The following is a 21,910-nucleotide window of genomic DNA, read 5'->3' as shown; positions in this document are numbered from 1 at the left end:
TAAAACCACCTTTCTTAATTAAGATACCTTTCAGTAACCCTCTTAACTGCTTCAAAACTATCTGAAAACATTACCCTTTTGACTTCAAAATCAATAAGTTTGTTTTTGTAAATCGTTTCAAGAATGTTATCGACATGAGATTGAGATGGAACAAAAAGTATTGGTAAAATATGGTACTCTTTTTCTCCAAGAAGAACTAGCCAATAGTAAGGGGTGTTCCTCATAATTCCACCTCCTATGAAGTTTTTTTGGTAAAGCTTGTTTCCGTTTACAAAATGTTGCTGGTGGAACATGGAACACAACAAGAAAAAAAGAATAAGATGGAGAGAAAATTAGAAATGCAATTATATTATACAACATTTTTTTTAAAAAATTAAATTCTTTTAATTAAATTTTAGTTGTGGTAAAATAATTACAAAAGAAAAAATAAAAAAGAAAGGAGTAGGATAGTGAAATGGGAATTAAAAAAATTTAATAAGGAGCTTGCTCAGAAGATCTCTGAGGAGTTAAGTCTTCCGTTTTTAACTTCTCAGTTATTGGTAACAAGAGGCTATACAGATTTTGAAGAAATTGAAAAATTCCTATACCCATCTAAAAAACACCTTCGCTCTCCATTTTTACTAAAAGACATGGATAAGGCTGTTAGGTATTTATTGGAAGCAAGAGAAAAAAAGCTTCCAGTTTTTGTTTATGGTGATTACGATGTAGATGGTATCACCGGTGTGGCCACCCTAGTAACTTTCCTTTCAAAATATGGTTGGAAAGTTGATTATTACATTCCAAACCGTCTTGATGAGGGATATGGCATACAACCACAAGTTGTTGAAGAATATTTCAAAAAAGGCTACAGAGTTCTCCTGAGCGTTGATTGTGGAATAACAAGTTTTGAAGCAGTAGAAAAAGCAAGAGAACTAGGTATGTACGTTATTATAACCGATCATCATACGATCAAAGATAAAATTCCTGAAGCTCACGCTGTGGTTGATCCAAAAAGAGAAGATGAAACATACCCTTTCAGGGATTTTGCAGGAGTTGGAGTAGCATATAAATTAATTTCGGCTGTCGCACAAGAACTTGGAATTCCAGGTGATGAAGTTGATGAAGTATTAGATATTGTTGCGCTAGGAACAATAGCCGATATGGTGGATTTGGTAGATGAAAATCGATATATAGTAAAAGAAGGTTTAAAGAGACTAAACGCAACTAACAGAATTGGTCTTTTACAACTTATGAAAAAATTAAATATTACAAATATATCAAGTCAAGATATAGGATACAGGCTTGCACCAAAATTGAATGCAGCGGGAAGACTTTATTCAGCAGAAGATGCTTACAAACTAATAATGACTGATAACATTTCTTCTGCAGAACAACTTGCTGAAATGTTAATGGGATACAACTTTACTAGGCAAGAGATTGAAAACAAAATCTTCAAAGAAGCAATAGAAAAGATTGAACATTCTAAAATTAAAGATCTGCCAATTTTAATTGTAAGCGGTGACAACTGGCATGCAGGTGTTTTAGGAATTGTAGCCACAAAATTAGTTCAAAAATATAACAAACCTTCTTTAGTTGTATCTTTGGAAAACGGAATTGGAAGAGGCTCAGGTAGAAGCGTGGATGGTGTAAATATTTTAGAAGTTTTATCAGATTTTGCAAGTTATTTCGAAGAATTTGGAGGCCATCCAATGGCAATAGGATTTAGCATAAAGAACGAGAAAATACCAGAATTAATTGAAGCAATATCAGAAAAATTTGGAAATACATTTTTCGAAGTAGACTCAAAAATTGAGATAGACTCAATTTTAGAAGTTGATGATATAAATGATGAAATCATAGATTCCCTAAGGTATTTGGAACCATTTGGCCATGGAAATCCTGAACCTGTTTTCTTAATTAAAGATAGTATTGTTGATAGAATACGATTCTTTGGAAACACCAACTCCAACGTAAGGATGATCCTTAAAGGCAAAAACAAACAAACTGTGGAAGGCATTGGATTTGGTCTTAGAAAAAACTATTATGATATACCTGCAATTCAAGCATTTCTTACATCATTAGATGTTGTTGCAAATATAAGGAAAAATGGAGTTGGACCTATTTTAAATATCTTAGATTTTAAAATTTCTTCCATTCACGAAGAAGATTACAACGATAAATACTTCATTTATTCATTTACAAATGACTGGAAATCACAAAAAGAAGAAGAATTTAAACACTTTGGAGTTTTTGATGAGCTTTCTCAAAGGTATGAAAAAGTTGAAAAGTATCTTCATATCCAAAGACCTTTTGTTTTACAAATGGATCCAATGACAAGAAACGCATTTTTAATGCTTTTAATGCAAAAAGGAAGAACTTTAATAGTAAATCCAAATAACATTGAGGCACTCCATGTAGATGAAAGCCTCTCAAGGCACTCACCTAAGGACCTTTCATTTGTAAATTCTTTAAATAGAAAAATTTCAAACCATGTTATTACAAATGCAGTTATGATAGTTGAAGAACAAATTCCGGTTGATGATTTCGACTTTATTGTATTAAATGAAATACATATTTTGTCGGCTCTATCAACTGAAATGTATGAAAAACTTTTAGAAAAATTAAAAAAAGAAAAATTGATAATTACAAGTCTATATAAATTTGACACCAACATTCCTTTATATAGTGAAGAAAGAAAACTAAACTTTGGCCTTGAAGATAGAAGGAATTCAAAAAAGACTATTGACTATGACGTTGATTCTATTGCATTCTTGTTTTCAAACTATAACTACGTAACAAAATTCTATGAAAAATTAATTACTAAAGGATACAAATTTAAAGATCTGGTATTCTACAGCCCAATTTTAGAGGATTTCCAAAAAAAGGCTATAAGCACACTTATTAAAAAAGGAAGAATAAAAAAATTAGTATCATCAACAAATTCAGATGGACTCCCTTCGATGCTTCCTAATGGTTCAGAAATAAGACTTTTTGATTTTCCACTTTCTGTTAAAGAATTGATAGATGCAGTTTCTGGAGATTCATATACCATTTTGCAGCTTTATTACAACGAAGAGGACGCCAAAAAGAGAATGGAACATCTAAAAAAACTATTTCCAGAAAACCTCGAAAATGCAGTAAAAGAATTCTTTGAAAATAATATAAAAAACAAAGAAGAATTTTTGAATTTCTCCAAAAATGTATCAATTTCTCCGAAGATATTAAATCAAGCAATAAAAGATTACAAAGAAAGAAAAAAAATTCTTAGAAATATTGAACGTGAATTTGAACTTAGATACTTTGAAAGATATACTATGTTCTTACTAAATAATTCAATAAAGGATATTTATAAGATGATTGAAGAAAGAGATATGTATGATACATATCTTGAAATATAGAGGTGTACAATGATAATAGCAATCGACTATGGAAATAGCAAATGCGGATACGCAATAGGAAACAACTTTATTTCAAAAAGCGGCGCTGTAAAAACTAAAGATATTATGAAACTTATTTCAAATGCCAAAAAGATCGTCATGGGTATCCCATTATCAATGAGTGGAAACTATTCAACACAGAGTCTTAAAGTTCTAACTTTTGCAAATAAATTAGTAGAAAAAGGGTACGACGTTTTTTTAATTGATGAACGGCTGACTACAAAAATGGCAAGCTCTTTTGGTATTAAAGATGATGACGCCTTTAGCGCGAGACAGATCTTTATGGATTTTGTACAAAATCCAAGTGTTGCTCAAAAATTTAGAAAAGAAAAATTTTTAAATTTAGAACTAAGGGAAGAAAATGCATTATTTTATGAAGTTCCACCTTCAAAAAATATTAAAGCTGACGCATTAACTAAAGATTATTCAATAGCTTTTTTGCATTTAAGTATTGGAAATTTTACATATTCAAATCCCGATACACTTGACAAAAAATATAATATAGTCATTACAAAAAAAGAATTTGAAAAAAATGGAAAGAATTTTTTAAAAAGTGGTGGTAAAATTATATTAGTTTAGGTAAGTGCCTGTAGCTCAATTGGATAGAGCCCTGGACTCCGGATCCAGAGGTTGCGGGTTCAAATCCCGCCAGGCACACCAAGTGAAAAATGAAAGGGGGAAAATGATGAATTTAGTAAATTTACTAAACGAAAAAGGATTAGATACTTTATTAGTTCTTAATTTTGAAGGCTCTAACAAACCGACTACAAGATTTATTTCTGGTTTTAGTGGAAGCTTTTCTGGTGTAATATTCTCAAAAGATAAAAGAATAATCGTAACTGATTCAAGATATTGGGAACAAGTAAAATTGGAGTCAGAATTTGATCTTGTAAAGTTCAAAGGCGATAAAAAATTTTTAGATCTTATAGTTGAACTCCTAAAAGATATTAAAGCAAAAAAGGTTGGAATTGAAAAAGATAAAACATCAGCAAAAGTAATGGAATATTTAAACAATAATCTTGATGGTGTTGAATTTATAGATGTCTCACAAGAGCTTTTAAGACTTAGAGCAGTTAAAACAGATGAGGAAATTGAATTAATAAGGAAGGCAATTCATATAGCAGAAGAAGCTTTCAAAAAAACTCTGGAAATAGTTAAAGTTGGTATGACTGAAAAAGAATTTGCAGCTTACCTTGAATACCAAATTAAAATGCTTGGTGGAGATAAATTTTCATTTGATACAATCGTTGCGTCCGGATGGCGTGGTTCCCTTCCACATGGAATAGCTAGCGAAAAAGCCATAGAAAAAGGTGAACCTGTTGTTGTTGACTGGGGAGCATTTTACAAAGGATACGCAAGTGATTTAACTAGAGTATTCTGCATTGGTGAACCTTCTGAAGAAGTCAAAAAAGTTCACAGTGTTGTATACAAAGCTCAAGAAAAAGCTATAGAAATTGCGAGGGCATCTTTAACAGGTGCTGAAATTGACCTTGCTGCTAGAGAACACATTAAAAATGAAGGATATGGAGAATATTTTGGACATTCATTAGGCCATGGTATTGGCTTAGAAGTACATGAAGAGCCAAGATTAAGTTATTTAAATAGTGAAAAATTACCAGCAAATTCCGTTGTAACTGTAGAACCAGGTATTTATTTGCCAAACAAGTTTGGTATTAGAATCGAGGACGATATTCTACTCACGGAAAGCGGCTGTGAAGTTTTAAGTAGTCTTCCAAGAGATATTTTTATAGTATGAAAAAGGACAATGTCGTAAAAGAATTAAACAAATTAAATCTTTTAACTCTTTTTGGAGCAACGGTAATAGGTAATGTCGTAGTAGGCTATTTTATTGGAAAATGGTTAGATAAAATTTTTGAAAAAGACAAATTATTTGTAATTATTTTTCTGTTTTTTGGTGCTATATCTGGTATTTATAATGCTATACGGCAACTGCTAAAAGAAGTTGAAAAGGTTGATAAAAATGAAAAACGAAAAAATAATTAAACAATTTATTTATGTTATAATATTTATAGCTTTAATTGTAATAACTATTGGTAGTATTATTACAAAAAACAAAACGACGTTTATAGTAAGTTACATTTTTGGTACACTTGGTGCAATTTTATACATAATTTCACTATATTACGATATAATTAGTCTGAATTTAAAAAGAAAAGTCAGCAAAAAAGGATACTACATTCGTTATATTTTTTCAGCCAGTATTTTTCTTTTAGTAGGAGTTATTTTTGAAGAAAAACTCACAGCAATTATTAGTGCTTTTTTAGGATTGATAAATGTAAAAATTTCTGCGTATTTAGTGGGCTTTTTATTTGGAGGTGGCTGGCATGAAAAAAAAGATTAGCACAGGTCTTTTAATATTTTTAATAATTTATACTGTAGTTGGAATTATCAATGCCATCTACTTTGTACCGAAAGACACTGCCGAGGTAACAAAAGGACTTGCTAACAGATGGATAGTGCAATTTTCTGATACAAAAGCTTGGTACACACGAATTAATCCTCTAACTCTAATAATGAGTTGGGCTATAATTATAGGCCTTATTATTTTCGCAGTACGCGTTGGAAAAAATTTTAAAGTTATTCCGGATAGAAAGCAAGCTCTATCTGAATCAGTAATGGATTTTATGTATGAAGTTGTAGAAAGTGTTATTGATGATCCAAAGTTTGTAAAGCCTACCTTTATGATTGCAACCACCTTGTTTATCTACATATCAATCGCTAATGTAATTGGTGGTGCAATTCCAGGTATAAATGTAAGTGTGGTAGATGGTCACGTTAAATTTACTCTCTTCCAGGATACTTGGTTTTCACCAACCGCTGATCTGAATACAAATCTAACTTATGCATTAATGGTCTTTGTAATAAGTCATGCGTTTGCAATTAAAGCAAAGGGATTTGGCGGATGGCTTAAATCATGGATGGAACCAACACCAATAATGCTTCCGATGAATATAATTGGTGAACTTGCAAAACCAATCTCTCACTCTTTAAGGCTTTTTGGAAATATTGGTGGAGGTGCAATTTTAACATTTATGCTTTCGTATCTAGTTAAGTATCTATTTATGCCTGTGGTATTTTGGGGTTACTTTGGTATGTTTGTCGGTTTGGTTCAAGCGCTTGTGTTTTCAATGTTAGCAGTTGCATATATTTCAGAAAAAATATCATAAATCTTTAAGAGGAGGTTGGTACTTATGGAAAAAAGCTTGGCAGATGCATTAATTATTATGGGTAAAGCAATCGGTGCAGGTCTTGCAATGGGTATAGGTGCTATTGGTCCTGGTATAGGTGAAGGTAACATTGGTGCACATGCAATGGATGCAATGGCAAGACAACCTGAAATGGTTGGAACAATCACAACTCGTATGTTACTTGCAGACGCTGTTGCTGAATCAACAGGTATTTACTCCCTTTTGATTGCTTTCTTAATACTTCTTACATTATAATGTGAGGCGATATTATGGATATGTTTGAAATTAATTTGACATCAGTTGTTCAACTGATGAGTTTTTTGTTGCTTTTATACTTTTTAAAGAAATTTCTCTACGATAAATATTTTGAGGTCATGGACGCAAGAAAAGAAAAGATAGAAGGGGAAATAGCAAAAGCTGAACAATTAAGAAAAGAAGCTGAAAAGCTCAAAAATGAAGCAACTGAAGAACTAAGGAAAATTAGAAGCGAAGCTGATTCAATAATAAAAAAGGCAAAAGATGAAGCTGAAAATATTATTAGTGATGCCAAGAAAAAAGCAGAAGATGAAGCTTCAAAAATCATAGCTGCAGCAAAAGATGAAATTGAAAGACAACGTGCAGAAATGATAAAGGAAGTGGAACAAAGGGTTGGAGAAATCGCTGTTGCTCTTGCAATGAAAGTTCTCAAAGGCACATTAGACGAAAAGGCAAAGAGAGAATATCTTGTGAAAGTTTTAAAGGGGTCTGAAAAATGAGATATTCTGTTATTGCCAGTAAATATGTTAAAGCATTATTGATTGTCGGACAAAAATTAAATAAAATCGAAAAATATGGTGAATTTCTATCTTTTGTAAAGGATATTTATGAAAATTTTGCAACATTTTTCAACAATCCAATTGTAAAACCAGAACAAAAGGTTCTTGTAATAAAGCAAGCATTTGAGGAAGTTTTTAAAGAAAGCCCAGATGAAGCTTTCTTAAACTTTATCAATATTGTTTTTGAAAACAAAAGAGAAAAATTTATTCCTCAAATGCAATCACTTTATAAATACACTGCTATTGATATTGAAAATAAGATATTGGTTAATGTTAAAACTGCTGTAAAGTTATCAGACCAAGAGATAAAAGTTATAAATGATTTTGTAGAAAAATATGTCGGTAAAACCCCTGTAATTGAAGAAACAATTGACGAATCTTTAATTGCAGGAGCAGTTATAGAATTTGCAGGAAAAATGATAGATGTGTCAATAAAGGGAAGAATGGACAAGATTGCTAAGGAAGTTTTTTTCTTAAGAAAGGGGTGAAATCTTGAGAATAAATCCCGGAGAAATTGTAAAAGTACTTGAGTCAAAAATTGAAGGATTCAAAGAAGAAATTAATTTAGAAGATGTTGGTAAGGTTATACAAGTCGGTGATGGAATTGCAAGAGCATACGGCTTGAATAACGTTATGGCCAATGAAATGGTTGAGTTTGTTGAAACAGGGACAATAGGTGTTGCATTTAACTTGGAAGAAGATAATGTAGGTATAATAATTTTAGGTGATTATAAAGGAATCAAAGAAGGACATACTGTAAGAAGATTAAAGAAAATAATGCAAGTTCCTGTTGGTGAAGCACTTCTTGGTAGAGTCGTAAATCCACTTGGTGAACCTGTAGATGGTCTTGGTCCAATTGAAGCAAAAGAATTTAGAGATGTTGAAGTAAAAGCACCTGGTGTTATTTACAGAAAACCAGTTGATACACCTCTTCAAACAGGTATAAAGATAATTGATGCGTTGATTCCAATTGGAAGAGGTCAAAGGGAATTAATAATCGGAGATAGGCAAACAGGTAAAACTGCAATAGCAATTGACACAATAATAAATCAAAAAGGAAAAGGTGTATATTGTGTTTATGTTGCAATAGGTCAAAAAGCATCTGCTGTTGCAAGATTAGTTAGTAAATTAAAAGAAGCAGGAGCAATGGAATACACCACAGTTGTTGTTGCAAGTGCTGCAGATAATGCTGCATTGCAATACATAGCTCCATATGCAGGCTGTGCAATGGGAGAATACTTCCTCTATAACGGAAAAGATGCATTAGTTATTTACGATGACCTTTCAAAGCATGCTGTTGCATACCGACAACTTTCTCTTTTACTTAGAAGACCACCTGGCCGTGAAGCTTATCCAGGTGACGTTTTTTATTTACATTCCAGACTTCTTGAAAGAGCAGCAAGATTAGATGAAAAATACGGTGGAGGTTCTTTAACTGCCCTCCCAATTATTGAAACTCAAGCAAATGACATATCCGCATATATACCAACAAACGTTATCTCAATAACCGATGGACAAATTTATCTTGAACCTTCTCTTTTCTATGCAGGCCAAAGACCTGCTGTAAACATAGGGCTTTCTGTTTCTCGTGTTGGTGGAGCTGCACAGATCAAAGCTATGAAAAAGGTTGCAGGTTCATTAAAGCTAGATCTTGCTCAATACCAAGAACTTGAAACATTTGCTCAGTTTGCTACAGAACTTGATCCAGCAACTCAAGCACAAATTACTAGAGGTCAAAGATTAATGGAACTAATGAAACAAGAACAATACGCTCCCATGGAAGTTGAAGAACAAGTTGCTGTTCTATATGCAGGTATAAACGGCTATCTGGATGATCTTGAAGTGGAAAAAGTAAGACTCTTTGAAAAAAAATTAATTGAATTTCTAAAAGATAAAAAATCAGAAATTTTAAACAAGATTAGAGAGGAGAAAGATCTTTCAGAAGAAACTGAAAAAATGCTAAAAGAAGCTATTGAAGAGTTTAAAAGTGAATTTGTCAAAGTATATGGGAAGTGATGCTAAATGAGTAGAGGAAAGCTACTTTCAATTAAAAAGAGAGTTCAATCAACCGAATCACTAAAGAAAATCACCAAGGCAATGGAAATGGTTGCTACTGCCAGAGTAAAAAAAGTAGAAAAAAACTTGAAAGGCGTTAGAGAATTTTTAAATGAAACAAAACGAATTCTTGAAAATATAGAATTTGTAGGTAATCACCCATTTATAACCGGAGAAGGAAAAAAAGCTCTAGTTGTTATCTCGACCGATATGGGTTTGTGTGGTGCTTTTCCAACTGAAATAGGAAGAGCTGCATTGAATTTTGTTGAAAAAGAAGGTATTGATTACGTTTATGCGATAGGAAATAAAACAATTCCATTCTTTAAAAAGCACAAAAGTACCAGGAGAATTTATGAAAGAATTTATGATGTTCCTACATTTGATTTTGCCAAAACATTAACAAATGATTTAGTAAATGACGGGGTTGGTAAAATTTTTGTTGTATATGGAAAATTTAAAAATAGGCTTATGCAAAAACCTGAAATTGTACAACTTACCCCAATTGAAATTGAAAAGACCAAATCTTCAAGATATGAATACGAACCTGAATTAGAAAATTTAGTAGATTCAGCTTTGGTATTCTATGTAGCAACTAGTATATACTCTTACGCATACGAAACAAAAGTTAGTGAATTATACTCAAGACAAAATGCTATGAGAAATGCTACAGAAAACGCTGATGAAGTGATTAGAGAACTTACTCTTGAATTCAATAAAGAAAGACAAGCTTCAATAACCCAGGAGCTAATTGAAATAGTTTCTGGCGCTCAAGCACTGCAAGAGGAATAATTTTAAAGGAGCGTGATATAAAGTGTCAAAAAAGTCTAAAGGAAAGATCCTAAGAGTAATTGGTCCAGTTGTTGACGTGCAATTTGAAGAAGGAGATTTACCTGATATATACGATGCTCTTGTTGTCATAAATCCACAAACAGGAAAAAAATTAGTTCTTGAAGTTGAACAACTAATTGGTGATAACGCTGTTAGAACTGTTGCACTTGATACAACAGATGGTTTAATGAGAGGTTTAGAAGTTGAAAACACGGGAGAACCAATTAAAGTTCCTGTTGGAAAAGGTGCTCTTGGTAGAATGTTTAATGTTATTGGAGAACCTATAGATGGTAAAGAAGATGAAATCAAAGACGTTGAATATTGGCCAATCCACAAAGCTCCACCTTCAATTACTGAACAATCAACATCAGTTGAAATTTTGGAAACTGGTATAAAAGTTATTGACCTTCTTGCTCCATTCCCAAAAGGTGGAAAAATAGGATTTTTCGGTGGTGCTGGTGTTGGAAAAACAGTGTTGGTTATGGAGCTTATTAGAAATATAGCAATTGAGCACCACGGATTTTCTATGTTTGCAGGAGTTGGTGAAAGAACTAGGGAAGGAAATGAATTGTATCTTGATATGCAAGAAGCAGAAGTTTTAGACAACACAGTTCTTGTTTTCGGGCAAATGAATGAGCCACCAGGAGCAAGGTTTAGAGTAGCACTAACTGCATTAACAATGGCTGAATATTTTAGAGATGTAGAAGGAAGAGATGTATTGTTATTTATTGACAATATATTCAGATTCGTTCAAGCAGGTAGTGAGGTGTCTGCATTACTTGGAAGAATGCCATCTGCTGTTGGTTACCAACCAACATTAGCAACCGATATGGGTGAATTACAGGAGAGAATTACTTCCACCAAAAAAGGGTCTATTACTTCAGTTCAAGCTATTTATGTTCCTGCAGACGATATTACTGACCCTGCACCAGCAACTACATTCACTCACCTTGATGCAACGGTTGTTTTGTCAAGAAGAAGAGCTGCACTTGGTCTATATCCTGCGGTTGATCCTCTTGATTCAACATCAAAAATGCTTGATCCTAACATTATTGGTCAGGAACACTATGAAGTAGCAAGAGGTGTCCAAGAAATATTGCAGAGATATAAAGATCTCCAAGATATTATTGCTATTCTTGGTATGGAAGAACTTTCTGAAGAAGACAAATTAATAGTTCAAAGAGCTAGAAAAATAGAAAGATTCTTAAGTCAACCAGTCCACGTTGCTGAAAAGTTCAGTAACATCCCCGGAAAATATGTACCTATAAATGAAACAATTAGAGGATTTAAAGAAATATTAGAAGGAAAATATGATGATTTACCAGAAATGGCCTTCTATATGGTTGGAACAATTGATGAAGCTGTTGAAAAAGCAAAACAATTACAGAAAAAATAATGCGTGGGCAAGTTGCTCACGCATTTTATCTGGGAGGGATCATTTTGAAGTTAAAGATTTATTCTCCAAACGGTTTAATGTTTGAAAAGGATGTAACCGTGGTAACTGTTAGAACTGTTGAAGGAGAAATGGGACTACTTGAAAGGCGTGCACCAATAATTGCTAAACTAAAAGTTGACAAGGTTGTTGCAAAAGATAACACACAAACATACGAATATGTTATTGACGACGGTTTTTTACATTGTGATGGCGAAAATGTTATAATAGTAACTGAGGATATAAAAAAAGAAATAGATCCACACAAGTATTTGGGAGGATAGTCATATGATTGCATTTATAGCTGATTCTTCCTTTGATATGCCAAATGTTAAGACAAAATACCCAATATTCTTTGCACCACTAAGGGTTATAATTGATGGTAAAGAGTTTGTAGACAAAGTTAATTTAACAGTTGATCAATTTTACAAGATGCTTAAAGATGCAGAGGATTTTTCAACTTCTTTGCCTAACCCTAAAGAAACTGAAGAATTAATTAAAAAGTTGTACGATGAATATGACAAAATATACATGCTTTCAGTATCAAGTAAATTAAGTGGAACATTTAATATGTTCCAAATGGTAAGTCAGAATTTTAAAGATAAAGTAAAGGTCTTAGACCTAAAAACCGCAAGTATAGAATCATACGCAATTTTTAGAAAACTCGTTGAATACGTAGAAAAAGATATAGAACTCACACAAGATATAGTTGATAAGATAAGAAAAAATTTAAAAATGTACTTCGCCGTTATGGATTTAAAATACCTCGAAAAAGGTGGTCGAATTGGAAAAGCAAAGGCTTTACTTGGAAAGATGTTAAAAATAAAACCAATTTTGAGCGTTGATGAAACAGGTGCCGTAGAATCAATTGCAATGGAGCGAAAGCTTTCTTCGCTTGTAAATAAGCTAATTGAGCTTGGCGAAAGTTTCTTAAAAGAACATAAAATAAGTGATCCGTACTTTTTAGCAGCCTATGGTAGTAAAGAATACAAGAAATATATAGATAGACTAGTGCAACATTTCAATATAAAGGATATTACTCAAATAAGTGCAGCAGTCGGAATCCATACAGGTCCAGAAGTTTTTGGATTTGTTGTCAGCAGTTAATATTTGAAAGGGGGGAATGGAGGAATTAGCCTCCACATTATGGAAAAAAACCTTTCTAAATTATTTTCAGCCAGCCTTCCTGGTGATGACCTCGTAGCTTTTGTATCTGTATTTTTCTCACTAGGCTTTGCTGCAAATTTCTTTTTCAGTTTCACAAATAAAAATATTTATATATCTAATACGATATTCTTGGTAGGGATCCTTGGTTATCTTTTAATAGCATATAAATGGTGCTCAAGTTTACCAAAATTTCTTAAAAATAATGTTTTAATTTTCTATAACTACGTTATTTTATCTATTTTGTTTTGTTTTTTATCATATTTCTTTCCCTTGTTATTTCTTATTTCCGGTTCACTTGTGATATCATTAATAATAGCAATAGATAAAAAGATACATCAAAGTAATATATTTTTAAAAATTATGTTCATATTATTAACGTTAACTTTTTATTTGTTAGAATTAGCACCAGACGTAAACTTTAGACTTAGAAATCTGAAAGAAGAACTTTAGGAGGTGGTTTTATGGATTACAGAGTATCCGCAAAAGGATTTGATTTAACAAATGCCGTAAAAAATTATATTGAAAAAAGATTTCAAAAGGTTGATAGGATTTTAGAAGACGAAGTACATCTTGATATTAAATTAGAAAAAGATGCTACTAGTTTCATTGGAAAAGCAATGATGCATTATCTTGGCAAAGATCTTGTAGTTACAGAAACTTCCGATGATATTTATAACTTAATTGATATCCTATCAGATGCATTCGAAAAAAAATTAAAAAGGGAAAGAGAATATGCAAGAACTAGAAATAAATCAAATTTGAAGGGGCTCGGTGAGGTCTTTACAGATGAAATGCCTGTAGAAGAGCCTAAAGAAAAGATATCATCAGTTAAAAGAGTAAATCTAATGATAACAAGTGTTGAAGAAGCAATCGCACAAATGGAAGTTATGAATCATGAATTCTTCGTTTTTAGAAATATGGAAACAGATGAAATTAATATGTTAATTAAGGGAAAAGATGGTAAATTTGTTTTATATGAATTTCAGGAATAATTAAAATCTAATACAAAATTTCTAATGGCTTCGGACTCTTCCGAAGCCATTTTATTTTTTTAATAGGTTATATTTTATGTTAAAATTAGATTGGGGTGATTTTAATGATAGAATATTCATTAATATATGAGGCTGTAAATAAATTATTTGAAAAAGGATATCCAAATGAAAGTTTGGAAAAATTAGTTGATTCATTAAAAAAACATCTCAAAGTCAATGAATTAAGTTTAGCAATCTTTGAAGAAAGAAAAAATATTTTCAGGATAGTTGCTGGTATCAATGCTGGGGAAAAAATAAAAGCTAATGATGAAAATTTCAACAAACAAATTATACCTTTAGAATTTGAAGGTAGAAAAATAGGCGCAATAATAGTGGGAGAAAACTTTGAAAAAGATCAAATTTTTATAAACGAATTTTCAAAGTTTTTTGCGTTAGTTTATGATCTTTTCTTAATTAATAGGAGAAAAGAAAAATTAGAGAAGATACTACAACTTACAGACATATTTGAAAAAAGTGATAGTCTAGGAGAGCTCAAAAAAAATTTTGTTGGAGAACTTTTTAAGTACATTCCAAGTGAATTTGTGTTTTTAGCCAAAAAAGCAGGAGAAGATTATTTTATTGAATATTCCTATCCAGTTGAACCTTCGGAAAGCTTAATACCAGGTTTTTCTGATTTTTCAATACATGTGTTTAAAAGTGAACCGCAAATTCTGAGAAGCGCCAATATAGATTTTAAAAATTTTAAAGTAAAAATAAAGTCGATAATGAGTGTTCCTTTAAACGGCATAGAAGATGGATGGTTAATTTTCATAAATAAACTACACGGTGAAGGATACATCCCAGAAAAAAGTTATGAAGATTTTGATCTAGAACTTGTGGTCGCCTCAGTAAAAAGATTCCAACTTGCAATCTCAAGACTTGTGTATTATAAAAAGCTCCAAAATGAAATTGACAAACTAAATGAACTAAAAAAAGAACACGAAAGGTTAATAGAAGAGCAAAAAGAGCAACTGCGAAAAATGAGCATAGTTCACTATATCAGTCAGGCAATGCGAAGTAGTAGTGATCCAAAAAATGTCTTGAAGATATTACTAATAGGTCTTACATCCGGAAGAACCCTTGGTTTTAATCGTGCGCTTTTACTTTTAAAAGATTTTGAAAAAAACTCACTTATCGGTAAAGCATGGATTGGCCCTGCAAATGAAGAGGAAGTAGAAACAATATGGAAAAAAGCAAATCAACGTGCTATGAGATATGCAGATGTGGTTCAATACCTTCGCGAAGAATCATTAGGATTAGATCTTGATGGAGAATTAACTAAGCAAATTAAAGATAAGATTATTCCATATGGCGCTAGTAGATTTCTTGAAAGGGCTGTTCTAAGAAGAAAAATTGTTCATGTTAACAAAAAAATTTTAGACGGATTAGAAGAAGTAGATTTTTTAGTACCGCTTCTTGGAGTAGATGAATTTGTAATTGTACCTTTAATAGGTAAGAATGACACAATCGGGGTTGTAATATTAGATAATAAATTTTCAAAGCATGAAATTGATAGTGTAGATATAGAAATCTTAAGACTTATCTCGGATAGTGCAGGGCTTGCAATTGAAAATTCAATAAATTACCAAGAGTTAAAAGAAAAAACATTGAATCTTGAAAAACAAAAAAACCTTGTAGAGTATTTAAAGGAATTTTCGGATCTTATTTTACAAAATCTTTCAGCGGCAGTTGTTGTCTTAGGAAAAGATGGTAAAATAACCGAATGGAATGAAAGAGCCGAATATTACTTTGGTAGAACGAAAGAACAAATGTTAGAAAAAAAATTAGCCTATTTAGGTGGAGAATTTGAAGATATAGAAAGCATGGCTCTTGAAGTGTTAAAATTAAAAGAAGAGATTAAACTTTCAAATTACCTAATACCAGTAATGGGGCAGGAAAAATACTTTGATGTATCTTTTTCTCCACTATGGGACTCTGAAAGAATAATTCTTAAAGGTGTAATTGTAACTTTTGAAGATGTCTCGGAAAGAGTTATTTTAGAAAAAGAGCGAAAAAAGCAAGAAAAATTAGCTGCCCTTGGTGAAATGGCTGCAAGAGTTGTCCATGAATTAAGAAATCCAATTTCTGTTCTTGGAGGATTTGTAAAGCGACTTGAAAAATACGCAAATGATGAAAATAAAAGATCAAAATATTTAAAAATAATATCCGACGAAATTGTAAGGCTTGAAAGCATTGTCTCAGAAATTCTTGAGTTTAGTAGAGATAAAAAAATTATAGAATTTTCAGAATTCAATTTAAACGAGTTGATTTCTGAAGTCTACATTCTACACGAAGATAGGATTAAGGAAAAAAACATACTCTTTGAATTTAAGACAGACCAGGAAAATATAGAAATTTATGCGGATAAATCTAGAATCAAGCAAGTTTTAATTAACTTAATTCAAAATGCTATTGATGAGACACCTATTGGTGGTAAAATAATAATAGAGGTTAAAAAACTATTAAAAACCGTACGAGTAAAAATATGGAATGAAGGAAAACCTATATCAAGAGACATTCTTGAAAAATTATTTACCCCATTTTTTACTACAAAGGTACACGGTACAGGTTTAGGTTTACCGATCTGTAAGAAAATAATTGAAGATGAACATAATGGAAAAATTTGGGTTGAACCCGATGAAAACGGGAATGGATTTATATTCGAATTACCTTTAGAAAACAAGGAGGATTAGTATGCAAGAGATAATGTTAAAATCTAAAATTCATATGGCCAAAGTAACAGACAAAAGCATTAATTACATGGGAAGTATAGGAATTGATACAGAATTATTAGAAAAGGCTGGAATGAAGCCTTATGAGCTAGTTTTAGTTGCCGATGTAAATAATGGTCAAAGATTTGTAACTTACATTATTCCCGAAGAAAAGGGAAGTAAAAAGATAGTGATAAATGGTGCTGCAGCAAGATTGGTAGAACAAGGAGACAGGGTAATTATAATGGCGTTTGGTATGTATGACAGCAATGAATATAAAGGCCCAAAAGTGATTATAATGAATGAAAAAAACGAAATAGTTGAAATTAAGCAAGAGGGAGTTTAAAAAAGATGGTATATTTCGGCCCCGAAAAGTTAAGTTATATTGGTAAAAAGTTGGAAAATATACTGTCCAGCGATAAAGAAAAACTCTTAGATTTTCTAAATAGCTATAAAGAAAAATTGGATGTTTTTCACAAACATCTAATATTGGTTACGGTTTCAAGCGACAATGATTTTGCATTAAGTGCTGGCTTTAATCCTGAGGGTAAGTTTTTTTACGGTATTTCAATCACAAGCCCCTTTTTAAAATCTCCATCGTTGTACAAAATAAAAGAATATGTCAACGAAGAGTTTGAAGCGTTATACAACACCATTTTTAATAAAAGCACAATTTCTAAGGTTCAAGCTGGAATTATAAGGTTTCCACTTCAAACTCATTTTCTTGCTGTTGGTGGTGAAAAATCATTGGTATCAAAAGAAATGTTTTCAGAAGAAATTACAGGAAAGCCTTGGCTTAATTTTGCAAAAATAATTGACAATGAAGCTTATGAAAAAATTATGAATATAAATGGTAAAAAAATAGGATTTCTAAAAATGTCATTAACTGATGATGGAATATATTTCTTCGGAATCATTAATGATCCACATAAAAATCTATATGCTGAATTTTTCAGATTTTTAAAGGAAAAATATAAACTACCTTCTGGAAAATATTATCCTGTTATGGAAATTAAAGACAAAGTTATTGGAACGTTTAAGCTTGAATTAGAAGAAATTTTTTCCGAAGAAAAGTGGAAAATTTTGGAAAAATTTATAGACGATTTTGAAAAATTTAGGAGGTTCGTTGCTCAAATGGGGGGATAGCATATGATTAATGTTTCAAACATCGAAGAAGTTTTAACTAAGATTCCTGGAATTCAGGCTGCAAAAGCTGTTGTTGAAGATGAAGAAATTGTTGAGCTTCATGTAGTTGCAGATGATGAAAAACTTCCAAAGCAAATTGTCCGAGATATAGAAACAGTATTATTTGCAAGCCTTGGTATTAAAATTGACAGAAAAGTTATAAGTATAGCACAATTAAATTCTAAAATTGAAAGTTCTAAAGTCTTACCTTACAGACTTGAAAAATTAGACGTAAAAGATGAAGGTAAAAATATTAAAGTTTCTGTTGAAATCGTACGTGGTCAGGAAAAAATGTCCGGTGAATTTTCCGGTCCTAAAACAAGTAGAAATATACCTATTGTAATTGGAAATGCTGTTTTAAATGCTCTTGAAAACATACACGATTTTGTAATATCCGTTGATGATATAGCTGAAGTTTCTTTAGCCGGAAAAAACTTTTTAATAACTCACCTTACCAAAGAATATAAAAATGTAGAAGAAAGCATTATAGGAGCTGCTCCAATAGAAAAGGATAAAAATACAGCAATTGCCGAAAGTGTCTTAGATGCATTTAGGAGGTTGTAAATGTTTTACATAGAGACTTGGAAAATACCTGGAGATTTAAATATGGCAATTGATTATGTTTTGGGAAAAAGCCAAAGCTCTTACTTTAGACTATATACTTGGAAAAATCCTACTTTATCCCTTGGAAAAAATCAATCAGTTGATGTTGTAAATACTACATATTTGAAAGAAAATGGAATCGACTGTGTTAAAAGACCTACAGGTGGAAGAGCTGTTTTACATAGCAAAGAGCTAACATACAGCTTTATTATACCAAATACTGACCCATTGTTTAGACTCTCTGTTTTAAAGCTTTATAAAGAAATTTCAACTATTATTGTTGAGGCATTAAACAATATAGGTATCCCCGCTGAGATTGTTTCTCACTCTAGTAGGGGAAATACTCAGTTGTGTTTTGATGCTCCATCATGGTATGAAATAGTGCTTAATGGAAAAAAGATTATAGGAAGTGCGCAAATGAGAACAAAAAGTTTTGTATTGCAGCACGGCTCAATAGTACTTAAAACAACTACAGGAATTGAAAAATGTTTTAAAGACCAAAGCAAGCCCATAATACAATATGGATTGGATCTTGCAAAAGAAGTTGATATAGAAGAATTAAAGAATTCTCTCTACAAATCGTTTAGTAAAAGATTTCAACTTAAAAGGTTCGAAAATGTTAATGAGATTATTTCCCTAGCTGAAAATGAAAGGATGAAGTTTAAATGCTGTATTTAATTGGAACACCCATTGGAAATTTGGAAGATATTACATTAAGAGCGCTGAGAATACTTCGCGAAGAGATAGATTATATTTTTGCTGAAGATACAAGAAGAGCTTTAAAGCTCTTAAATTTTTTTGATATAAAAAAGCCTGTAGATTCATTCAATGAACATTCATCGATAAAAAAGAAAAACAAAATTTTAGAATTATTAAAAGATAATAAAAACGTAGCATACATCTCCGACGCTGGAATGCCTGTTATATCTGATCCTGGCACAGAACTAGTAAATATATGCCTTGAAAACAATATTCCCTGGGATGTTATCCCTGGCCCCAGTGCACCTATTACAGCATTAAGTGCTAGTGGATTCTATGGAAATAGATTTTTATTCCTGGGTTTCATGCCTCGTGATAAAAAAAGAAGAAGACTTTTAAGAATGATTAAGGAAGAAAATCTTGCAGAAGTTTTTGTTTTTTTTGAAAGTCCAGAAAGGTTATTAAAAACTCTAAAAGATATTCTTGAAATAATTGGAGATGTTGAAATATTTATTGCAAGAGAACTTACAAAAATACATCAAGAATACTTTAAAGGAGCAATTTCAGAGGCCCTTGAGCACTTTTCAGGTGGTGTAAAAGGAGAAATTACTGTCGTATTTAAAAATAAGTTGTTGACAAAAAATAATAATGGGTGTATACTCTAATCAACCCCGGAAGGAAACGGGGAATGTAAAAAGATTTACGAGGAGGCGTTTTTTTATGAAAGGTACAGTAAAGTGGTTTGATGCAAAAAAAGGTTATGGATTCATTACTAAGGAGGACGGAGAAGATATCTTCGTACACTGGAGTGCAATCCAAACAGATGGTTTCAAAACATTAAAAGAAGGTCAAGAAGTAGAATTTGACGTTCAAGATGGACAAAAAGGTCCACAAGCAGCAAATGTAAAACCTCTTTAATTTGTAAAGTTAAAGTAGGATAATAATCAGCCCCCATTTAATGGGGGCTTTTAATTTATTTTGAAGAACTATCAGTTGAAGAAGTTGAAGAAGATTTTCTACTATCTGTAATATAAAAACCACTACCTTTAAAAACTATACCAACTCTTCCAATTGCTCTTTCCATTTTTGAACCACAAACATCACAGGTGATATCAGGATTATCGTTAATAGAATGAAGTTCTACTTTTTCGTGACCACAACTCTTACATACATACCTATACATTGGCATATTCTCACCTCCTGTCTTATTTTCAGTAACTTTATATTTTCATTTTATATTATCTAACATCATTTATCATTCGTCAAGTATAAATGTTAAATTTTAAAGAAAATAGTTTTCTTATCTTAGTTATGATAAAATATCATATGTAAATACATTCTTTATATTTTCATTTTAAGGAGGTCTTATATGCTCTATGCATTCGTTGGTTCTTTTATTCTGACGCTTATTTTAATCCCTTTTTTGAGAAAAATAGCTTTTAAATTTGGTATAGTAGACAAACCTGATAACAAACTTAAAAACCACGAGAAATCAACTCCTTATTTGGGCGGTGCAGCGTTTGTTTTCTCATTCCTGATTTTTACACCATTTAGCTTATTTAGAAAAATGTATATAGTAGTTCTTAGTTTAATGGGACTTTATGACGATCTAAAATCAATAAACCCTTGGTTAAGATTAACTATAGAATTTATAATAGGATTTCTTGTATCCACAAGATTTTTGACAAATCCTATTGAAATAACTATTGCCACAATTTTTTACGCTTTTTTGATTAACTCTGTAAATATGATGGATGGAATGGATGGAGTTTGTGCAATAACTTCAACCATAGCTGCATTTGGACTTATATGGACTGTCACATTTCCAAATGATAAATATTATCTAATATCACTTATTGGCTCATTACTTGCTTACCTTATATTCAACTTTCCACCAGCAAAAATTTTCATGGGTGATATGGGAAGCTACACTATTGGAGCAATTTTAGGAGTTTCCGTTATTTCATCTTTTTCCAAGAGTTTATCACACACTATAGCAGCTCTAATAATTTTAAGTCCTTTTTTCCTTGACACATTTACAAGTATGACTAGAAGAGTTCTTGCTGGAAAATCACCTTTTGAAGGTGACAGAGACCATATCTATGACAAACTTCAAAAAAGATTAAAAGATAAAAGAAAAACGTTTTTCACAATGGCTTTGATAAGTTCTATTTTTTGCCTTTTAGGTATTTTATACATAAAATACGATAAACTTTCACTTTTTCTTACAGGATTTTTGATGACTATTTTAACAATTAAACTGTCTCTTTTAAAATATGACAACAAAGAGACTGAAAACTAAAAAGAAAGGGTGTTCTATTTGTCATTAAAAAACAAAAATCTTTTGATGATGATATTGGCAATTGCTCTATCAATAATTACATATTTCCTATTTAGAGAAATGTATTATTCTAATTCTGACTTTCCCTATTCCCAAGAAATTCTTGCCGCTTTTATAGGAACCGTCATAACTATACTAATTACATCACTTCTTTTAAACAAACAAACTGAAGTAGAAATGCTAAAAGAAGAAAATTTAAAAATTCTTGAATTAAAAGCAAGTATTTACAATGAGCTTTTTAGTTATTTAGAAGAAGTGTTTTTAAAGCAAGAGGTGACAAAAAGTGATATTATAAAGCTCAAACTCATAAACCAAAAGCTTTCAACAATAGCATCTATTGATGTCTTAAAAATATTTGAAAAATTTATCGAAATAAAAGCAAAGAAGACTCCATCTTCTATAAGATGGATATGAATCT

General features: G+C 31.6%; 27 protein-coding genes and 1 tRNA gene. 26 read left to right on the top strand and 2 right to left on the bottom strand.

Annotated features, from left to right (window positions below; translation table 11 throughout):
* Positions 1–14 precede the first annotated feature (14 nt).
* Entirely contained in the window at positions 15–224 is a 210-nt protein-coding gene (locus OB7_RS00140) for a hypothetical protein (RefSeq protein WP_114702172.1), read from the bottom strand.
* 225 nt (positions 225–449) lie between these two features.
* On the opposite strand from OB7_RS00140, the gene recJ reads away from it, so the two are divergent.
* The 24 genes from recJ (at position 450) to OB7_RS00020 (ending at position 20,069) form a co-directional block, all read left to right on the top strand.
* Positions 450–3,377 carry a single-stranded-DNA-specific exonuclease RecJ gene (recJ, locus tag OB7_RS00135; RefSeq protein WP_114702171.1) on the top strand — a complete coding sequence of 976 codons (2,928 nt, stop codon included), beginning with the start codon at positions 450–452 and terminating at the stop codon, positions 3,375–3,377.
* 9 nt (positions 3,378–3,386) lie between these two features.
* The gene (gene ruvX / locus OB7_RS00130; RefSeq protein WP_004100580.1) at positions 3,387–3,995 is read left to right on the top strand and encodes a Holliday junction resolvase RuvX; all 609 of its coding nucleotides are present in this window, start codon (positions 3,387–3,389) and stop codon (positions 3,993–3,995) included.
* A gap of 4 nt (positions 3,996–3,999) precedes the next feature.
* Positions 4,000–4,076, top strand: a tRNA-Arg gene (locus tag OB7_RS00125).
* Between the two features lie 25 nt (positions 4,077–4,101).
* The gene (locus OB7_RS00120; protein WP_170128433.1) at positions 4,102–5,172 is read left to right on the top strand and encodes a M24 family metallopeptidase; all 1,071 of its coding nucleotides are present in this window, start codon (positions 4,102–4,104) and stop codon (positions 5,170–5,172) included.
* Entirely contained in the window at positions 5,169–5,420 is a 252-nt protein-coding gene (locus tag OB7_RS00115) for an AtpZ/AtpI family protein (protein WP_004100576.1), read from the top strand. The genes OB7_RS00120 and OB7_RS00115 overlap by 4 nt, the downstream gene beginning before the upstream one ends.
* A complete protein-coding gene (locus OB7_RS00110) occupies positions 5,398–5,778 on the top strand; it encodes an F-ATPase I-subunit (protein WP_012579651.1) in 381 nt (126 codons plus the stop codon). The genes OB7_RS00115 and OB7_RS00110 overlap by 23 nt, the downstream gene beginning before the upstream one ends.
* The gene (gene atpB / locus OB7_RS00105) at positions 5,762–6,604 is read left to right on the top strand and encodes a F0F1 ATP synthase subunit A (protein ID WP_004100572.1); all 843 of its coding nucleotides are present in this window, start codon (positions 5,762–5,764) and stop codon (positions 6,602–6,604) included. Before OB7_RS00110 ends, atpB begins: the two co-directional genes overlap by 17 nt.
* Positions 6,605–6,628: 24 nt before the next feature.
* Positions 6,629–6,880: a F0F1 ATP synthase subunit C gene (locus OB7_RS00100; RefSeq protein WP_004100570.1), complete on the top strand. Its 252-nt coding sequence runs from the start codon at positions 6,629–6,631 to the stop codon at positions 6,878–6,880.
* A gap of 14 nt (positions 6,881–6,894) precedes the next feature.
* A complete protein-coding gene (gene atpF / locus OB7_RS00095) occupies positions 6,895–7,380 on the top strand; it encodes a F0F1 ATP synthase subunit B (protein WP_004100568.1) in 486 nt (161 codons plus the stop codon).
* The gene (locus OB7_RS00090; RefSeq protein WP_114702169.1) at positions 7,377–7,928 is read left to right on the top strand and encodes a F0F1 ATP synthase subunit delta; all 552 of its coding nucleotides are present in this window, start codon (positions 7,377–7,379) and stop codon (positions 7,926–7,928) included. The genes atpF and OB7_RS00090 overlap by 4 nt, the downstream gene beginning before the upstream one ends.
* Before the next feature lie 4 nt (positions 7,929–7,932).
* A complete protein-coding gene (atpA, locus tag OB7_RS00085; RefSeq protein WP_004100563.1) occupies positions 7,933–9,456 on the top strand; it encodes a F0F1 ATP synthase subunit alpha in 1,524 nt (507 codons plus the stop codon).
* Positions 9,457–9,462: 6 nt separating this feature from the next.
* On the top strand, positions 9,463–10,284 hold the full coding sequence (gene atpG / locus OB7_RS00080) for an ATP synthase F1 subunit gamma (protein WP_012579654.1): 822 nt from the start codon (positions 9,463–9,465) through the stop codon (positions 10,282–10,284).
* 22 nt (positions 10,285–10,306) lie between these two features.
* Complete coding sequence (gene atpD, locus OB7_RS00075) at positions 10,307–11,719, top strand: F0F1 ATP synthase subunit beta (RefSeq protein WP_004100559.1); 1,413 nt, start codon at positions 10,307–10,309, stop codon at positions 11,717–11,719.
* A gap of 44 nt (positions 11,720–11,763) precedes the next feature.
* Complete coding sequence (locus OB7_RS00070; protein ID WP_004100557.1) at positions 11,764–12,039, top strand: F0F1 ATP synthase subunit epsilon; 276 nt, start codon at positions 11,764–11,766, stop codon at positions 12,037–12,039.
* Between the two features lie 4 nt (positions 12,040–12,043).
* Positions 12,044–12,862, top strand: a complete 819-nt coding sequence (locus tag OB7_RS00065) for a DegV family protein (RefSeq protein WP_114702168.1) — start codon at positions 12,044–12,046, stop codon at positions 12,860–12,862.
* Positions 12,863–12,901: 39 nt separating this feature from the next.
* Positions 12,902–13,372 carry a hypothetical protein gene (locus tag OB7_RS00060; protein ID WP_114702167.1) on the top strand — a complete coding sequence of 157 codons (471 nt, stop codon included), beginning with the start codon at positions 12,902–12,904 and terminating at the stop codon, positions 13,370–13,372.
* 11 nt (positions 13,373–13,383) lie between these two features.
* Entirely contained in the window at positions 13,384–13,914 is a 531-nt protein-coding gene (locus tag OB7_RS00055) for a ribosome hibernation promotion factor (protein ID WP_114702166.1), read from the top strand.
* A gap of 104 nt (positions 13,915–14,018) precedes the next feature.
* A complete protein-coding gene (locus OB7_RS00050; RefSeq protein WP_114702165.1) occupies positions 14,019–16,646 on the top strand; it encodes a GAF domain-containing sensor histidine kinase in 2,628 nt (875 codons plus the stop codon).
* Position 16,647: 1 nt separating this feature from the next.
* Entirely contained in the window at positions 16,648–17,010 is a 363-nt protein-coding gene (panD, locus tag OB7_RS00045; protein WP_004100547.1) for an aspartate 1-decarboxylase, read from the top strand.
* Between the two features lie 5 nt (positions 17,011–17,015).
* Positions 17,016–17,810 carry a DUF4895 domain-containing protein gene (locus OB7_RS00040; RefSeq protein ID WP_114702164.1) on the top strand — a complete coding sequence of 265 codons (795 nt, stop codon included), beginning with the start codon at positions 17,016–17,018 and terminating at the stop codon, positions 17,808–17,810.
* A gap of 3 nt (positions 17,811–17,813) precedes the next feature.
* Complete coding sequence (locus OB7_RS00035; protein WP_114702163.1) at positions 17,814–18,413, top strand: hypothetical protein; 600 nt, start codon at positions 17,814–17,816, stop codon at positions 18,411–18,413.
* Positions 18,414–19,130, top strand: a complete 717-nt coding sequence (locus tag OB7_RS00030; RefSeq protein ID WP_114702162.1) for a lipoate--protein ligase family protein — start codon at positions 18,414–18,416, stop codon at positions 19,128–19,130.
* Entirely contained in the window at positions 19,118–19,816 is a 699-nt protein-coding gene (rsmI, locus tag OB7_RS00025; protein ID WP_114702161.1) for a 16S rRNA (cytidine(1402)-2'-O)-methyltransferase, read from the top strand. The genes OB7_RS00030 and rsmI overlap by 13 nt, the downstream gene beginning before the upstream one ends.
* Before the next feature lie 55 nt (positions 19,817–19,871).
* On the top strand, positions 19,872–20,069 hold the full coding sequence (locus OB7_RS00020) for a cold shock domain-containing protein (protein WP_004100538.1): 198 nt from the start codon (positions 19,872–19,874) through the stop codon (positions 20,067–20,069).
* A gap of 55 nt (positions 20,070–20,124) precedes the next feature.
* Here the strand turns inward: OB7_RS00020 and OB7_RS00015 are convergent, their stop codons facing one another.
* Positions 20,125–20,340, bottom strand: a complete 216-nt coding sequence (locus OB7_RS00015; RefSeq protein WP_114702160.1) for an FmdB family zinc ribbon protein — start codon at positions 20,338–20,340, stop codon at positions 20,125–20,127.
* 180 nt (positions 20,341–20,520) lie between these two features.
* On the opposite strand from OB7_RS00015, the gene OB7_RS00010 reads away from it, so the two are divergent.
* Positions 20,521–21,453 (top strand): glycosyltransferase family 4 protein, encoded by a 933-nt coding sequence (locus OB7_RS00010; RefSeq protein ID WP_012579659.1) that lies wholly within the window; start codon positions 20,521–20,523, stop codon positions 21,451–21,453.
* Positions 21,454–21,471: 18 nt separating this feature from the next.
* Complete coding sequence (locus tag OB7_RS00005) at positions 21,472–21,906, top strand: hypothetical protein (RefSeq protein WP_114702159.1); 435 nt, start codon at positions 21,472–21,474, stop codon at positions 21,904–21,906.
* Positions 21,907–21,910: the final 4 nt, after the last annotated feature.

The sequence above is a fragment of the Thermosipho africanus Ob7 genome, from assembly GCF_003351105.1.
Classification (GTDB): domain Bacteria; phylum Thermotogota; class Thermotogae; order Thermotogales; family Fervidobacteriaceae; genus Thermosipho; species Thermosipho africanus.
This window is presented reverse-complemented; position numbering and strand designations above follow the sequence as displayed.

What these genes read in the sequence shown, in the direction of transcription:
- OB7_RS00140 (WP_114702172.1), bottom strand. Translation starts at nt 224, where the DNA reads ATGAGGAACACCCCTTACTATTGGCTAGTTCTTCTTGGAGAAAAAGAG.
- ruvX (WP_004100580.1), top strand. Translation starts at nt 3,387, where the DNA reads ATGATAATAGCAATCGACTATGGAAATAGCAAATGCGGATACGCAATA.
- OB7_RS00120 (WP_170128433.1), top strand. Translation starts at nt 4,102, where the DNA reads ATGAATTTAGTAAATTTACTAAACGAAAAAGGATTAGATACTTTATTA.
- OB7_RS00115 (WP_004100576.1), top strand. Translation starts at nt 5,169, where the DNA reads ATGAAAAAGGACAATGTCGTAAAAGAATTAAACAAATTAAATCTTTTA.
- OB7_RS00110 (WP_012579651.1), top strand. Translation starts at nt 5,398, where the DNA reads ATGAAAAACGAAAAAATAATTAAACAATTTATTTATGTTATAATATTT.
- atpB (WP_004100572.1), top strand. Translation starts at nt 5,762, where the DNA reads ATGAAAAAAAAGATTAGCACAGGTCTTTTAATATTTTTAATAATTTAT.
- OB7_RS00100 (WP_004100570.1), top strand. Translation starts at nt 6,629, where the DNA reads ATGGAAAAAAGCTTGGCAGATGCATTAATTATTATGGGTAAAGCAATC.
- atpF (WP_004100568.1), top strand. Translation starts at nt 6,895, where the DNA reads ATGGATATGTTTGAAATTAATTTGACATCAGTTGTTCAACTGATGAGT.
- OB7_RS00090 (WP_114702169.1), top strand. Translation starts at nt 7,377, where the DNA reads ATGAGATATTCTGTTATTGCCAGTAAATATGTTAAAGCATTATTGATT.
- atpG (WP_012579654.1), top strand. Translation starts at nt 9,463, where the DNA reads ATGAGTAGAGGAAAGCTACTTTCAATTAAAAAGAGAGTTCAATCAACC.
- OB7_RS00065 (WP_114702168.1), top strand. Translation starts at nt 12,044, where the DNA reads ATGATTGCATTTATAGCTGATTCTTCCTTTGATATGCCAAATGTTAAG.
- OB7_RS00060 (WP_114702167.1), top strand. Translation starts at nt 12,902, where the DNA reads ATGGAAAAAAACCTTTCTAAATTATTTTCAGCCAGCCTTCCTGGTGAT.
- OB7_RS00055 (WP_114702166.1), top strand. Translation starts at nt 13,384, where the DNA reads ATGGATTACAGAGTATCCGCAAAAGGATTTGATTTAACAAATGCCGTA.
- OB7_RS00050 (WP_114702165.1), top strand. Translation starts at nt 14,019, where the DNA reads ATGATAGAATATTCATTAATATATGAGGCTGTAAATAAATTATTTGAA.
- panD (WP_004100547.1), top strand. Translation starts at nt 16,648, where the DNA reads ATGCAAGAGATAATGTTAAAATCTAAAATTCATATGGCCAAAGTAACA.
- OB7_RS00040 (WP_114702164.1), top strand. Translation starts at nt 17,016, where the DNA reads ATGGTATATTTCGGCCCCGAAAAGTTAAGTTATATTGGTAAAAAGTTG.
- OB7_RS00035 (WP_114702163.1), top strand. Translation starts at nt 17,814, where the DNA reads ATGATTAATGTTTCAAACATCGAAGAAGTTTTAACTAAGATTCCTGGA.
- OB7_RS00030 (WP_114702162.1), top strand. Translation starts at nt 18,414, where the DNA reads ATGTTTTACATAGAGACTTGGAAAATACCTGGAGATTTAAATATGGCA.
- rsmI (WP_114702161.1), top strand. Translation starts at nt 19,118, where the DNA reads ATGCTGTATTTAATTGGAACACCCATTGGAAATTTGGAAGATATTACA.
- OB7_RS00020 (WP_004100538.1), top strand. Translation starts at nt 19,872, where the DNA reads ATGAAAGGTACAGTAAAGTGGTTTGATGCAAAAAAAGGTTATGGATTC.
- OB7_RS00015 (WP_114702160.1), bottom strand. Translation starts at nt 20,340, where the DNA reads ATGCCAATGTATAGGTATGTATGTAAGAGTTGTGGTCACGAAAAAGTA.
- OB7_RS00010 (WP_012579659.1), top strand. Translation starts at nt 20,521, where the DNA reads ATGCTCTATGCATTCGTTGGTTCTTTTATTCTGACGCTTATTTTAATC.